The following is a 14585-nucleotide window of genomic DNA, read 5'->3' on the forward strand; positions in this document are numbered from 1 at the left end:
GTAAAGTCAGCCGTGGGGGACAAAAGCCGCTGTCTCCCCGAAACAGTATCTTTACCTGCGGCCATTCTTGTCTAAGGCGTTTGACCAGCAGCGATAAAATCGCCCAAGCATGTTTTGCTGCATCCACACTGGCAGGTCTCAAATAGCTGATAGTAACTTCTGCTCGCAGAAGAAATAAAGTGGCAGGAAGCAGTAATGATCATAATAGCCTGAAAAGTGTCGTCCAATCTGGTTGCCATGAACCGGGTCGTCTGTTGTGTCGAAGTCGAGCTTTAGACGTTTCGGTGGTTCATGAACGAAGCAATAAAGCTCTCAATGATTACTTCGTGCATTCGGACGACCTGTTGGCGATTCGCCTGCTGTTCAAAACGGCAAAGCGTTGATTGACTTGCCAGTGGTTTATCGACGTCAGTCGCCGTTTGCAAGGCAAGGTCGTATCTCAGTTGTTGATGATCGTTCAGGTCTTCATAACCCAGTGCCAATCCATAAATTCGCTGACGAAAGATTGTTGTTGTCTGATGCTGGCAGCGGGAGCTATCTCTTGGGTCATGGACGATTTGGTTGTTACTATCAGGGTAAGCGTCTGAATGATAACAGAAAACTATCTCGCCTTTTTTATCTGTCATGCAATATGCGGGCTAGCCAATCGTCACAACTCCAGCGTGGTCTCAAAGACATAAAAAAACCATACTCCTCTCAGCATCGTGTTGCGGGTCAGAGTATGGTTGAGTTTCAGGAAGTTGCCAGAATAATTATGAGTTGCCAAAACATTTATGAGTTGTCAAAACAATTATCCTCCTCCAATTTGGCTCACCGCATAGTAACAAACTCCTCAGCGGAGGTTGGGTGAATAGCAACGGTGTCATCAAACTGGGCCTTGGTAGCTCCCATCTTTAAAGCCACAGCAAAACCCTGGAGCATTTCATCCGCACCGTGTCCAATCGCATGGATACCGACGATCTTTTCTTCTGCACCGACAGTTATCAGCTTCATTCGTGATGGCTGGCGATGACTGGTCAATGCGCTGTACATGGCCGTAAACTGGCTGGTATACACTTTGACATTATCATCACCATAAGCTTCACGAGCAGCCAATTCCGTTAAACCCACTGTACCGATCGGCGGGTGGCTAAAGACAACCGTGGCCACATTGTCGTAGTTCAAATGCTCATCCGGTTTATTATTGAACAGGCGCTCTGACAGGCGACGACCCGCAGCAACAGCAACCGGGGTCAATTCAACCTTGCCGATGTTGTCACCCACGGCATAAATGCCAGCGACATTAGTATTCTGGTATTTATCAACCGGAATGTAACCCCGGGCGTCCACCGTAACACCTGCTGCATCAAGATTAATACCTGCAGTATGTGGCTTACGGCCTACGGCCCAGATCACCGTATCAACATTTAATAAGTTACCGTTTTCCAAATGAACGGTCAGACTTCCATCGTCTTCTTTTACCACTTCTTTTGGTACTGAATGGGTATGAAGCTGAGGACCTTCAGACGCCATTACTTCTACCAGCGTATCAGACAGCATCGCTTCAAAATTACGCAATGGCTTGTGTTTACGAACCAGCAAATGCGTTTCACTGCCCAGGGCATGTAGCACACCGGCCAGTTCAACAGCTATGTAACCCGCACCCAATACAGCCACCCGGCCAGGACGCTCAGTCAACTCAAAGAAGCCATCCGAGTCGATACCGTATTCGGCTCCGGGAACATCTGGGATCAGGGGCTCACCACCGGTTGCAATGGTGATATGGTCCGCTGTGTAATGCTCACCATTTACTTCTACTGTTCTGGCGTCAACAAATCGTCCATAGCCGTTTATTACGGTAATTTTATTATTGCCCAGAACCCGTTCATAAGAAGCATGTATACGACGGATGTAAGCCTCCCGGCTGTCGACGAGCTTGCTCCAGCTAAATGACTTCAACTGCTGGTCAATGTTGATATCAAAGCCGTAGTCAGGTCCATAACGACAGGCATCAGCAATTTGCCCGGCAAACCACATGGCTTTCTTGGGAACACACCCTACGTTTACGCAGGTTCCTCCCAGATGCTTAGCCTCTACCAGCGCCACTTTTTTACCGTACATAGCTGCACGATTTGCGGAAGCGATACCACCGCTTCCGCCGCCGATTACCAGATAATCAAAGTGGTTTGATGTCGTCATTTTATTGTCCTGATCATTGCAGAGCCGACATAAGCCTGCCCTGAGAAAGTCTCTGATTACTATAAGGTCAAACTGCCCGATTTAAAGTATCAATGTGCATTTGATAGCTGACCAAATGAAATCATATTTGTTACATCTATTCCGAAGGTTACATCCAGGGGGTAAACGCAGTAACAGAAAAACTGCGCCAGACATCTGGCGATACAATATGAATGGCCTGTTTACCCCTTATTTACCAAGGCCTGCAGAGACATTTATAAAAGCTGGCACGCCACTTGTATTATGTCAGGAGAGAACAAAAATCGTCAGAACATAACAACAATAACAACGACGACTCCCAGCCTACAAAAATAATAATATCAGGCCGGGCCACTCAAGCAGACAGGTTTGCACGGTACCTTAAGGTAGCCGACAAGCAGGGATAAGAAAGCCGAGAAGACTGACTGAGTCTGGTAACAGGCGGCAAAAGGCAGCGCCGGCATTCGACAGGGAAGAAATAAAGAGCTTCTGAGTATCTGTAAACCTGTCTGTTTGTTTATTTTTTCATTCTATAAACTTCTCCCCCTCCCCTTTCTTATTTAAATCTCTTCTTTACTCCCCGGAATCCAGCCTGTGACAACTTGAAGCAGGTCAATATGTCGAGTTAGTGCTATGTTGTGGGTTTGGGTATCTACTCACAAACCATTGGCATCTCAAATTATGACCAACGATGAACAAATCGAAGCCGCCAGAGCCTATATTGCTCTGTCCAATGCGCACAGGCTGGACTGGGTATCTCAAATGTTTGATGAAAGCGCCAGCTACTACTCTGCCTTTCTTGGTGACTTCCAGGGAAAGGCCGCCATTCTTGATATGATGACGGCTTTTTTTTCAAAAATCCCTGATGTGAACTGGCATGTTAACAGCTACCGCAGCCTGGATGGCTGTTGTGTAGAACTTGAGTTTGTCAGATCGGGTACTGATATTGCGTCAGATGAATCTGTGAACGTACCAGGGGTAGAAAGGATTTTTTTCTCCAAAGAAGGTTTGATCAGTCGTATAGAAGTGCATAAACCCTGAACCATGTTCGTCTGTTACCCGGGTTACACTCTTCACAACCCAGTACTCAACAAGTAACAGTTTACCCTTTTCCCATGGCATGGACTGAACGGTGCAGAAAAAATTATCTTCTTAAATATCAATACGTTAATTAATGACAGAGGTTATTGGCACACCCTTTGTATATGACCAGTCGCAAACCAAAAAATGCCAAATAATAACAACTACATGGCAAATCCTGACCACCAATAACAAAAACAACAGGTCAGTGATTAAAGCAGATAAGTTTGCAGGATACTGAAGGACATCAACTGGCAAATTGCTGGAATGTTAATAAGATTGCCGCAGCTTTTTTAAAGACTGCACCGCCAGGAAGGCAACGGGACATACCAGACACCTGTCAGTCAATAACAACAATAAAGATGCCTGGTAGTTTGTAAACTTATCTGCTTATCCTTTTCTACGCTGTAACGTAAATCCGGGTACTACTTTCAAGAATCAGACAGATGGACTCTGCAATATTCAGGGCTCCAGCGCTTGCCTCTGACTCTGGCTTCCAGAGTAGTTTGTTCACATTTAGGTGCCAGCCCCTCTTCCTGCGCTTTTCTGGCTACGGCAATCGCTATATCACAAGTCACCTGATGAATACGGTTCAATTCGGGCAGAAGAGCAGCGTCCGGATTCATAACCGTTGGCGAGGCCATGGCCAGTGTTTCCACCGCTGCATCCAGCATGCCGTCGGATACTCTTTCAGCGTCACTGGCCAAGACACCAAGACCCAGCCCCGGGAAGATATAGATATTGTTACATTGGGCGACAGGGTAACGGTTACCATTGTACTCAACCGGATCAAATGGGCTACCAGTAGCAATCAACGCCCGCCCCTTACTCCACTGAATAATATCTTCTGGCGTGGCTTCAACCTGGCTGATGGGGTTGGACAGTGGGAAGACAATGGGGCGCTCATGGTTCTCAGCCATTTTTTCAATGACTTCCCGGGTGAACAGACCAGGCTGACCTGATACCCCGATGATAGCGTCTGGTCTGGCGTGGGTGACGACGTCTGACAATCCGGGATTCTCCTCACACCCCCATTGAGAAAGCTCTTCACAACGTTGTACCAGCCGCTGCTGGAATGGCCGCAGGTCTGCCATCTGGTCATTCAGCACGCCATGGCGGTCAACCATGAAGATTCGCTGACGGGCTTCTTCTTCACTGAGTCCCCGGCCAACCATCAGGCGGATCAGCTGCTCGGCAATACCGCAACCGGCGGAGCCGGCACCAAGGAAGGCAATGGTCATCTCCTCAATGGACTTGCCTGCGGCTTTGGCCGCTGCCAGCAGTGATGCGGCAGTCACACCGGCTGTGCCCTGAATATCATCATTGAAAGAGCAGAGTTCATCCCGGTATTTTTCCAGCAGTGGTGTTGCATGGTCGATGGCAAAGTCTTCAAACTGTAACAGTGCTTTTGGCCAGCGACGTTTCAGTGCACGAATAAAGTCGTCCACGAACGCATAGTATTCATCGTCTGCAATGCGCTCATGACGCCAGCCCAAGTAATTCGGGTCATTCAGCAACTGTCGGTTATTGGTGCCGCAATCCAGGACGATAGGCAGTGTTTTGTTCGGTGCGATGCCACCCACCGCACTATAGAGAGACAGCTTGCCAATGCAGATCCCCATACCGCCAATACCCTGGTCACCCAGGCCCAGAATACGCTCACCATCCGTGACAACAATCACTTCAATATTGCGCTTGAAGTTGGCCAGCATGGCTGAGATATGTTCACGCTGGGGATAGGAAATGTAGATGCCTCTTGGTCGACGGTAGAGGTCACTGAAGCGCTGACAGGCCTGCCCTACAACCGGCGTGTAGATGATAGGCAGCATTTCCTGAAGATGACGTTGCAGGAGAGCATAAAACAGTGTTTCGTTGGTATCCTGCAATGCACGCAGGTAGATGTGCTTCAGCATCGGCGTAGGCTTGACGGAGAAAGACTTATAAGCTCGACGACATTGTTCCTCCATCGACTCTACCCTTGGCGGCAGAAGACCATGAAGGTCCAGCTCACTCCGCTCCTCCATAGAAAAAGCGGTCCCTTTGTTCAAAAGGGAGTTTTCCAGCAACAAACGGCCTGTGAGGCCAGTATGGATGCTATGGTCGTGTTCGCTCATTGTTTTCCTACGTTTTTTCAGCCGATGTGTCAGCCGTTTTTTCAACAAAAGTGTAACCGGAACTGCTGATATAACAGTCAGTGTCAGCAGGGGCACAAAGGATAATCCTTAGTGCAGGAGTAGAACAAACGGAATAACCGAAATAATCAAACATGTATAACGTCGGCAGCAACTGTCTGAAAAACAGACTGTCTCAACGATTTGATGGATTTTGCCCTGAGGCCAGGAACTGGTATTTGTTACCTTGCGGGAGCATTGTCACATTTTGTGGGGGCCAGGTAACAAATCACAACCGATGAACTGTACATATTTAATCATAAAAAAACACGCCATCATTCGGAAACCACGTACAGCAAGGCATAAGGGAATTATCTCTATTTTTGGCACAGCAGTTGTATTAGTTAAAGCAAAAAGAACAAAACACCCACCATAAAAACAATATCAGGGTTTGGTGCCGACTCATCAGAGCGTTTTATAACAAGAACAATAAAGAGTCGCCAGTAACAAGCAGATGGGTTTACAAGGTGCTTTTTTGCGGACGCAGCACCAACAGGGATACCAGAGAGCTTAGAAGATCAGCTAAATCCGGAGTATATCGGAAAGGCGGCCGGGCAAAACTGGGAATATGGAAGTTAAATAAAGCTATTTTCCACACAGCTTGCAAACCCATCTGTTTGTTTTCCTTTTAAGCCTTGGAGCGTCTAAGCTGCGACAGTAGCATCCCGGTCATCATCAGGACGCACCCTGAAAAACCTCTCAGTCCAAGCTGCTCGTCCAGCAATAACCAGCCTCCCAGTACCGCAAAAACAGCTTCCAGGCTCATAATGATAGCCGCATGAGAAGAAGCTGCATCTCTCTGGGCAATGATTTGAATCGTAAAAGCGACACCGGTAGAAAGAACGCCGGCGAACAGCAGAGGCCCTGCACTTTTTAGAATGGCATCAAGGCTGATGGGTTCCAGATAAAGAGCAACCATCATGCTGCATAAAGCGGTCATAAAAAACTGTATTAATGACAGCCTCAGCGGATGAACATGCCGGGAAAGCCAGCCAATAAGCAGTATTTGAATGGCATACATCAGGGCAGAGCCTAACGTCAGCACGTCACCTTTATTGAAATTCAGGCCATCCTGTACGGTCAGGAAATACAGGCCCGCCAGCGCAATGGCTCCACCCAGCCAGGTTGCAGGGCGGGTACTGTGCCCAAACCAGATCCCCAGTATTGGCACCAAAATGATATAGAAACCGGTGATAAAGCCAGAGTTACCCGCTGTGGTATACAACAGACCAACCTGTTGAAAGGATGAAGCAAGAAAAAGTACTACACCGGTCAATGGCCCCCATTTCAGCAGCAATTGACTGTCGTATTGCGTTTTATGGCCGGAGACGTTCTTTCCGGAGATGTTTTCCAATAGAAAATAAACCGGTAATAACGAGATAAAGCCCAGAGCAAAACGGCAGGCATTAAACATAAATGGTCCAAGATGCTCCATGCCTTTGATCTGGGCAACAAAGGCAAACCCCCATATTGCAGACACCCCCAGTAGTAAAACATCTGCTCGAAGCGCTTTGGTTTTCACAGTGCATAACCCGGCTTGTTGTGGCCATCCTTTTGCCAGGCTGGCCCGATTATTATTGATGAAGGCTTATACCGCTATCAGCGGCTTATCATTGTCGCCTGCTTTTTTGCTGAGAGCATTTTGCCACCAGCAGCAAGGCTCGAAAAGTGTTTATCGACGGATGATGCAAACCCGGGAAAATAGACTAAGCCCTCATGGCGCAATACCATTACCAATAATTATTTTCTTAAGGTTCGGACAAGCCTATGGTCGATATGCATCAAACCTGTTGTTCTCTGCTGCCTGAGCTGTCTGAACAGGACATGGGTCGACTGGCAAAAATTTTCCAGCTGCTGGGAGACACCAAAAGACTGCAGCTGGTCATTGCCTGTCTTGAAGAGCCACAGCCGGTATGCTGTCTATCGGAAATTTCGGGCATGTCGCAACCTTTAACCAGCCATCATCTGCGCAGTTTGCGGGAAGCCCGAATCCTGCGATCAACCCGCAAAGGAAAGCAGGTACTCTATGAGTTGGATGACCACCATATCCGTCATGTCATTCTCGATATGGCCAATCATGTTAAGGAGCGTTGATAAAATAGTACGGGTTATTGCTTGAGTTTATTTTCCTGGATGCTGAAAACCGCTTCGATATGAGGTCGAAGGATGGGTCTGTTTTCATGTAAAGCCATAGATAAGGCAATATCCACTTTGGAAAACTCACTGAGCTTGTTTTCCTGATTTTGCATCTCTTTGATGTGGTCGAATGCATTTTCAAGGTGGACTTTTGCCCCATGGGTAGTTGCACCCTCGGCAGGAGTCGTATCCCTGGAATGTAAGCCATAAAATTCGTATGCCACCATTCTTTCACCACTGGCATGGTGTAATGAGTTGAAGGCAGATGTTACCGAGCTGCTGGCAGCAGTGGCAGGGTTTTTTTTAGACGCGCCGTTTTGTACGCCATGCAAACTGAAAGCCTCAGAATCCTCTATCAATTTGCCAATCGTTTTTAAGTGGATCATTTCGTCAATTCTGGCCTGAAAATCATCCGGTGTGGCAATGTCTGAACTAAGCTCTATCTTTCGCTCCGCCAGTGAGGTTGCTGGTTTGGAGTTCTCCCCCGGGGCTTCAGGTATCTGCTTGATGGCCTCAGTGGTAGTCACCTGTTTATTGTCAGCGGTTTTACCCGGGGAATCGGACACAATGTCATTATTTGGAATAGTTGGTTGCGATGATGAAGAACCTGCGGGGATAGCGCTCATTATTCTTTCTCCTGATAACCATTCAGCCTGATTCAAAAATCCATTATTTCTGACATTCAGCTTAGCAGTGGATTTCTCCGCAGAGTGGTTACAGCAATACTCTTGGCAAATCGATCACGGGTGCAGGCTCCGGTCCATAATAAGAAAGTATTAATCGAACAGACGCTTGATAATTGCACAATGCACTTAACAATATTCATTTTGATGGCTTGACGCACCACAAATATAAAATTATTTTTATATAAACATATTTTTATATTATGACGAGTGAAGCTATGTCATCCTGCTCCGCAACCGACAGTGACAGCCCACAGAGTGACACAATGAAAAGTAGCTGTGCTGCATCTTCATGCTGCGGCAATAACACTCAATCAGAAGCTTCTTCAATAGAAAGTCAGACTTCTTCGGTATCCGGCAGTATGCAGCTAAGCTGGATCATCACTGGCATGGACTGCCCGGGCTGTGCCGCCAAAATTGAGAATGCCGTAAAGGGGCTGAACGGTGTGACTCAGGCTCGGGTCACCTTTGCAACAGAGCGCCTGCTGGTAGAGGTTGAAAATCGAGCAGGCATCAATGACGACATCCTTAGAACTCTCAAAGAACTGGGCTTTTCAGTTAAGGACGACGCCGCTTCAGAAACGGCAGCTGGCAGTGTCCTGAAAAAATACTGGCGCATTATGTCACTGGCTACGTTTATGCTGTTCGCGGTATTGATTCAGGGCACCTTTCCCGTTGCTGGCAACGTGTTTTTTTACCTGGCGACACTCTGGGGGCTCTACCCTGTTGCGACCAAAGCATGGCAATTAGCCAGAAGTGGCTCTCCCTTTTCCATCGAAACCCTGATGAGCATCGCGGCCATTGGTGCCCTGTTTCTGGGTGAAACCGTTGAAGCCGCCATGGTGCTTCTGCTGTTTATGATCGGTGAGCATCTGGAGGCATTTGCGGCAGGGCGGGCTCGACAGGGTGTCCAGAAACTGATGGCGCTGACACCAGAAACGGCTTACCGTATTGACCGCGATGGGCATAAAACAGAGGTTTCTGCCCATACGCTGACGCCCGGAGACATCATCGAAATATTACCGGGCAGCCGTCTGCCCGTTGATGGTGAACTCTTAACGCCTAACGTTAGCTTTGATGAAAGCGCACTGACCGGCGAATCCGTCCCTGTTGAACATAACCCCGGTGAGAGTGTGATGGCTGGCTCGTTATCGGTGGATCGGGTTGCCCGACTCAGGGTAATTTCAAAGCCCGGAGAGAGTGCGGTTGACCGTATCATCCGTCTGATCGAAGAAGCAGAAGAGCGAAAAGCGCCAGTGGAACGTTTTATTGATGCATTTAGCCGCTGGTACACACCATTAATGATGTTTCTGGCGGCACTGGTGGCTGTTGTTCCTCCGCTGGTGTTTGCCGGGTCCTGGGTCGAATGGATCTACAAGGCACTGGCACTGTTACTGATCGCCTGCCCATGTGCTCTGGTGATTTCAACGCCTGCTGCTGTTACCTCGGCCCTGGCCAGAGCGTCTCGCAACGGTGCACTGGTCAAGGGTGGTGCAGCCCTTGAACTATTGGGTTCGGTCACAACGGTCGCCTTTGATAAAACCGGCACACTGACGGAAGGAAAGCCTGCCGTTACTCACATAGCATCGTTTGACCGCTCAACATTCAATCCAGAGCCCAACCAAGAGCCCAACCCAGAGCAGGAAATCCTGCGACTGGCTGCAGCCGTCGAGTCAGGTTCAACACATCCACTGGCCAAAGCCATCGTCGCCAGGGCTGATGAGATGAATATCAGGCTCCCTGCCGCTGCGGACATTGTGGCCAAAGCCGGACTGGGTGTGCAGGGTCAGGTGGAAGGCAAAGCGGTGGTCGTTGGCTCACCACGACACTTACAGGACAGTATTGATCTGATTACAGGCGCTCAACAGAAACTTGAACAGCTTGAAGAGCAGGGTAATACCATTGCGGTAGTGACGTTTGAAGGGCATTTGGTGGGCTTTATTGCCCTGCGGGATGAACCAAAAGCCGAAGCTCCGAATGCTATCGCAGCCCTTAAAGCCATGGGTATCAACAGTATCATGCTCACTGGTGACAACCCACGGGCTGCGAAAGCCGTCGCCAGCCAATTGGGAATGGAGTATCGTGCGGATCTCCTGCCCGGAGATAAATCTGCTGAAATAGAGTCGCTGCGCAAACAAGGCCGGGTTGCCATGATCGGTGACGGCATCAACGACGCCCCTGCACTGAAGACGGCAGATATCGGCATTGCCATGGGATCGGGTGCCGACGTTGCTCTTGAAACCGCAGACTGTGCGCTGACCCATAACCGTGTGGCAGAACTTGCGGACCTTATTGGTCTTTCCCGCGCCACCATGTCCGTTATCCGCCAGAACATTTTCCTGGCCGTGGGCAGTAAAGCCTTCTTCCTGGTCACCACCCTGCTGGGCATGACCGGACTCTGGTTTGCTGTCCTTGCCGACACCGGTGCCACAGCCCTGGTCACCGCCAATGCCCTCAGGCTATTGCGAAATAAAAAAGCGAGCCCGGATATTTCATATTAACAACGGGGTAAGGATACCCCCTTTGCTTTCAATGAGTTATATGTATATCAATAGGTTAAGAATGCACTTTAGTACAACCATTAATGGTTGTTAGTGGTTACAGACAGCTTTTTTCGACACCTGAGAATAAAATATACGACAAAACTCTGTCGGTCTGGATGAATGGTTAGTTCATAAGTGAGTGATATTATAGGGAGAGTTTATAGGTGGGGGAGAGAGTGAGAGATCACCATCATTCTGGCTACACAGAACCTTCGTTCAAATTTGGTATTGGTGCCCAACTGAAGCGAGGCACCACATGACACTGATTTTTCACTATCTGATAGGATTAAACTGGCTATTGGCTAAACAGTACATTTTCTTTTTAGTGAGATTATGTCGAGTCTTCTCTATGTCAAATGAACCATATTTATGACATTGATCCCTGAAATAATGCTGTGCCTGGCGGCGACATCCACGATTCTCTACGGAACCTCTCTTGTAATTAGAGCAAACTGCATTGTAGTCAATCTTGTTATTTTCATAGCTATTAACGAACCTGATAGTAAACATCATGTTTATTGATATTCACTGACCAGCTATTAAAGCTAATAAATAAAAGAACGGCCATGACTTTAAACTTCAAGGAAATAGATTGCATTTTGTTGAAAACCACTAAAACACTTTTTATCATCAGTACTCTTAGCTCAGGAACTCATTTAAGCCCATGCACAATGAAAGGGTGCTCTCTCGGGTTAATAGCTGACTCAGCAATCAAATAGAACTTTGCCTGACATAACGTTAGACCACAGTTGTTCCCCGCGCCCCTTGCTATGGATAAGAGATCTTGTTTCCAGAAGTACTTCTGCCCCGGCTAATTTCCACCTCATTCGTGAACCGCATAGCCGTTGTTTGACCAATGTCTTACATGCTGCTTCTGTGACTCCGGAACCGATCGGCCAGTTTTGCTCCAGAGCCTCTTGATACTTCATTAAGTGATGATTGTTGGTAAAGTAGGTCACTGCTTTGTAACGCTTTTCTATCAGTGCCGTCGTCTTTTTTGGGAGTTCTGCTGATTCAATTTCCTTATTGATTTGTACCTATTATAGGTAACGACCGTCGTATGATATTATTCTCGCCTTCATACCTTCATACCTCCATAAATGAGGCAGTAATGAATAATATTGACGGTCGCAGGCTTTCAGACTCCATCAGGGAAGAAATTCGATTCAAAGCAATAAAGGACTGGAATGCAGGTATGAGTCCTACAAATCTTGCTCACAAGTATGGAACCTCAAGAAAAATAGTCTATCAATGGATAGACCGATACAAACAGCGTGGCTGGGACGGCCTGAAAACCCGTACAGGTAAAACTGGCCCCAAGCCAAGACTGTCAGCCGTTCAGGAGCAACAGCTAAAGCTACTTCTGAGAACCCGAACACCTATTGATTATGGCTACCAAACTACATTGTGGACATGCCAGATCATAGCAGCACTCATTGAAAAGACTTTTCAGGTCAAGTATGTACCTGGCGGTGTTCGCAAACTGTTAAAACGCTTGGGTTTCTCGCCCCAAAAGCCTCGCTGGGGGGCTTGGGAACAGGATAAAAAAAATAGAAGAATGGCTTGATGAGCGTTATCCCGCGATACTTCGGCAAGCAGAAGAACAAGATGCAATCATCTTCTTTCTGGATGAATCTACAGCAAAATCTGAGTGCCATCGTGGCAGGACATGGGGCGTAAAAGGACTAACTCCAGTTGTAAAAACAACAGGCTCCAGACACAGGTTGAACATTGTTTCTGTAGTGAGTTCAGAAGATATCCTGAGATACCGGACATTTACCGGGAAAATGGATCGCTTTATGTTTGTTGACTATCTGAAGTCATTGGTCCGAAGTGTTGACAAGCCAGTGATCATAATCACAGATGGTCATCCTGCACACCGGGCAAAATATACGAAAGCTTATGTAGAACAAGAGCCGAAGCTGCTTGGGCTGCACATACTGCCAAGCTATTCTCCGGAGTTAAATCCTGATGAACAGGTCTGGAATCAGCTCAAAGAAAAGCTGGGAAAAGTCGCTTTGAAGACCAAAGATGAGTTCACAAGTTTTGTTCGTAGCAAGATGCGAGCACTACAAAAAATGCCTGAAGTGGTGAAAGGTTTTTTCAGGTTGCATGACACCAGATATGCTTGCAGGCAGTGTTACCTATAATGGTTGGAAATCAGTAAGTATTTTCCTGGCCGCACCGAACGTGTGTTTCAGGTTATGGAGCCTATCTTCTAACCAGAGCTTTCTCCTGGCTTTACTGTCTGGAAATAATGCTTCTGCTGCCCCGGCCAAGTATTCCGAGGCATGATAAAAATTGAGTATCTGAGCCGAGGTGTGCTCCGTCAGATAGCGCCAGTTTTCTTTAGCACCATCAGCGACCCCCACATAAGTCGCTTGCGGGTAAAGGCGTTTTAGTTTTGCAATCTCCTCGTCCAGTTTGCCCATAAAGCTATGCTTGCCATATTCAGGTGAGCTGGCGGTATAAATAGTGTGCAATCGATCATCACCATTGGCCGATTAAAGACTCAGGGTTCCACACATCGCTTCTCTCCAGCCGTTTTCACAGAGCAACATGCAGGTTCCATCCAGACCTATGGCAATGCTTTCGACAGGTTCTGGCAGGAGCGGCAAGTCATATTCGATGTCTTTCACTCGACTCTAAAGTTTTAGTCTGATTATTGGGTCAAATTTGAGCAGGTCTCACTGCTGCTACTCGGACTTTAGCTGCGCAGGGTCTTCATCGTGGCAACAGGAGGCCTACTGTACCAAGCTTGGTTGCAAAGTAATGTATTGGCAACATTCATGTAACCATGCTCATACGTATTCTTCCCGGCGCTACCCAGTTTATTGATCATCTCGATCAAGCTTTACGTCGCGCTCCGCAAGCTCAGCGACTGACTATCAAGCAACGCTATTTTCTGGCATTTGTCATTTCGGCAATGATTCTGACGCAGAAGCTCTGTTGGGCAACCATGGAACGTCGAAGCCTTGGCCAATACACATCAGCCGCCTTATGGTGGATGTTTTACCGATCCGAAATTGTCTGGCATCTACTGCTACGCATCAGTGTTCTCGTCATTATTGACCGCTATGGTTTATCAGAGGGAAATCTTCTTATTGACGACACCGGGCGCTCACGATGCAAACGAACCAAAAAGATAGGCAAGACCCACAAGATCAGGGAGAAGAAGACCAGTGGTTATGTCAACGGTCAGGAGCTGGTCTTTCTGGTTTTACAAACCCCGCTGGTGACCATTCCCATTGACTTCCGGTTCTATATGCCTGACCCGAAGATGACCGAATGGCGGAAGAAAAGAGACTTGTTGAAAAAACAGGGAGTTCCTTCAAAGGATCGACCTCCCAAGCCAAAGCCCAACAGTGAGTACCCAACAAAACAGCTACTGGCGCTGGATATGATTCAGGCTTTCCAACGGCACTTTCCTGATATGAACGTCACCGGCATCCTGGCGGATGCTCTCTGTGGTGATGCCCATTTTATGGATGGAGCTTCCTCAATCTTATCGGGAACACAGGTGGTTAGCCAGCTCCGTTGGAACCAGACGGTGATCTACAAAAACAAAGAAGTTAATCTGAAGACCTATTTTGACAGTTATCTCGGGCCTGGCGTTAAAAAAACGCTGGTCATACGAGGAGGAAAGGAGCAAAAGGTGACGGTATTGTCTGCCCGTCTCAAGGTTAAAGCCCATGGGCAGAAGCGATTTATTATTGCTTTGAAATACGAGGGAGAGGACGACTATCGCTATCTGGCCGCCACGGATGTTTCCTGGC

The 14585-nt window shown here is 47.7% G+C and carries 11 protein-coding genes and 1 pseudogene; 6 read left to right on the plus strand and 6 right to left on the minus strand.

Annotated features, from left to right (window positions below):
• Nucleotides 1-7: 7 nt before the first annotated feature.
• Together ACO6UY_RS19295 and gorA are read right to left on the minus strand one after the other, a co-directional pair.
• A pseudogene (locus ACO6UY_RS19295) lies at nt 8-554 on the minus strand (transposase); the annotation flags it as partial.
• 256 nt (nt 555-810) lie between these two features.
• Nucleotides 811-2178: a glutathione-disulfide reductase gene (gene gorA, locus ACO6UY_RS19300; RefSeq protein WP_422447675.1), complete on the minus strand. Its 1368-nt coding sequence runs from the start codon at nt 2176-2178 to the stop codon at nt 811-813.
• 699 nt (nt 2179-2877) lie between these two features.
• Between gorA and ACO6UY_RS19305 the strand changes: the two genes are divergently transcribed.
• Entirely contained in the window at nt 2878-3237 is a 360-nt protein-coding gene (locus ACO6UY_RS19305) for a nuclear transport factor 2 family protein (RefSeq protein WP_422447677.1), read from the plus strand.
• 470 nt (nt 3238-3707) lie between these two features.
• Here the strand turns inward: ACO6UY_RS19305 and ACO6UY_RS19310 are convergent, their stop codons facing one another.
• Entirely contained in the window at nt 3708-5390 is a 1683-nt protein-coding gene (locus ACO6UY_RS19310; protein ID WP_422463633.1) for an NAD-dependent malic enzyme, read from the minus strand.
• 685 nt (nt 5391-6075) lie between these two features.
• Complete coding sequence (locus ACO6UY_RS19315) at nt 6076-6969, minus strand: DMT family transporter (RefSeq protein ID WP_422463635.1); 894 nt, start codon at nt 6967-6969, stop codon at nt 6076-6078.
• Between the two features lie 245 nt (nt 6970-7214).
• Between ACO6UY_RS19315 and ACO6UY_RS19320 the strand changes: the two genes are divergently transcribed.
• Nucleotides 7215-7541: an ArsR/SmtB family transcription factor gene (locus ACO6UY_RS19320; RefSeq protein ID WP_101747555.1), complete on the plus strand. Its 327-nt coding sequence runs from the start codon at nt 7215-7217 to the stop codon at nt 7539-7541.
• A gap of 14 nt (nt 7542-7555) precedes the next feature.
• Here ACO6UY_RS19320 and ACO6UY_RS19325 read toward each other — a convergent pair whose 3' ends face one another.
• Complete coding sequence (locus tag ACO6UY_RS19325) at nt 7556-8209, minus strand: hypothetical protein (protein WP_422490917.1); 654 nt, start codon at nt 8207-8209, stop codon at nt 7556-7558.
• A 275-nt stretch (nt 8210-8484) separates the two neighbouring features.
• Here ACO6UY_RS19325 and ACO6UY_RS19330 point away from each other — a divergent pair, with 275 nt between their 5' ends.
• From ACO6UY_RS19330 to ACO6UY_RS19340, 3 genes are all read left to right on the plus strand, one after another.
• Nucleotides 8485-10767, plus strand: coding sequence for a zinc/cadmium/mercury/lead-transporting ATPase (locus tag ACO6UY_RS19330; RefSeq protein WP_422490918.1), 2283 nt, complete (start codon nt 8485-8487; stop codon nt 10765-10767).
• Between the two features lie 1153 nt (nt 10768-11920).
• A complete protein-coding gene (locus ACO6UY_RS19335; protein ID WP_422469176.1) occupies nt 11921-12376 on the plus strand; it encodes a winged helix-turn-helix domain-containing protein in 456 nt (151 codons plus the stop codon).
• A 16-nt stretch (nt 12377-12392) separates the two neighbouring features.
• Nucleotides 12393-12959, plus strand: coding sequence for an IS630 family transposase (locus ACO6UY_RS19340; protein WP_422490921.1), 567 nt, complete (start codon nt 12393-12395; stop codon nt 12957-12959).
• Here ACO6UY_RS19340 and ACO6UY_RS19345 read toward each other — a convergent pair.
• Nucleotides 12954-13292 (minus strand): hypothetical protein, encoded by a 339-nt coding sequence (locus ACO6UY_RS19345; protein WP_422468590.1) that lies wholly within the window; start codon nt 13290-13292, stop codon nt 12954-12956. The genes ACO6UY_RS19340 and ACO6UY_RS19345 overlap by 6 nt on opposite strands.
• A gap of 314 nt (nt 13293-13606) precedes the next feature.
• On the opposite strand from ACO6UY_RS19345, the gene ACO6UY_RS19350 reads away from it, so the two are divergent.
• On the plus strand, nt 13607-14585 hold a 979-nt coding region (locus tag ACO6UY_RS19350; protein ID WP_422490920.1), incomplete at its 3' end, for a transposase.

Origin of the sequence: Endozoicomonas sp. ALE010, assembly GCF_049310165.1 — a bacterium.
Taxonomy (GTDB): Bacteria; Pseudomonadota; Gammaproteobacteria; order Pseudomonadales; family Endozoicomonadaceae; genus Endozoicomonas.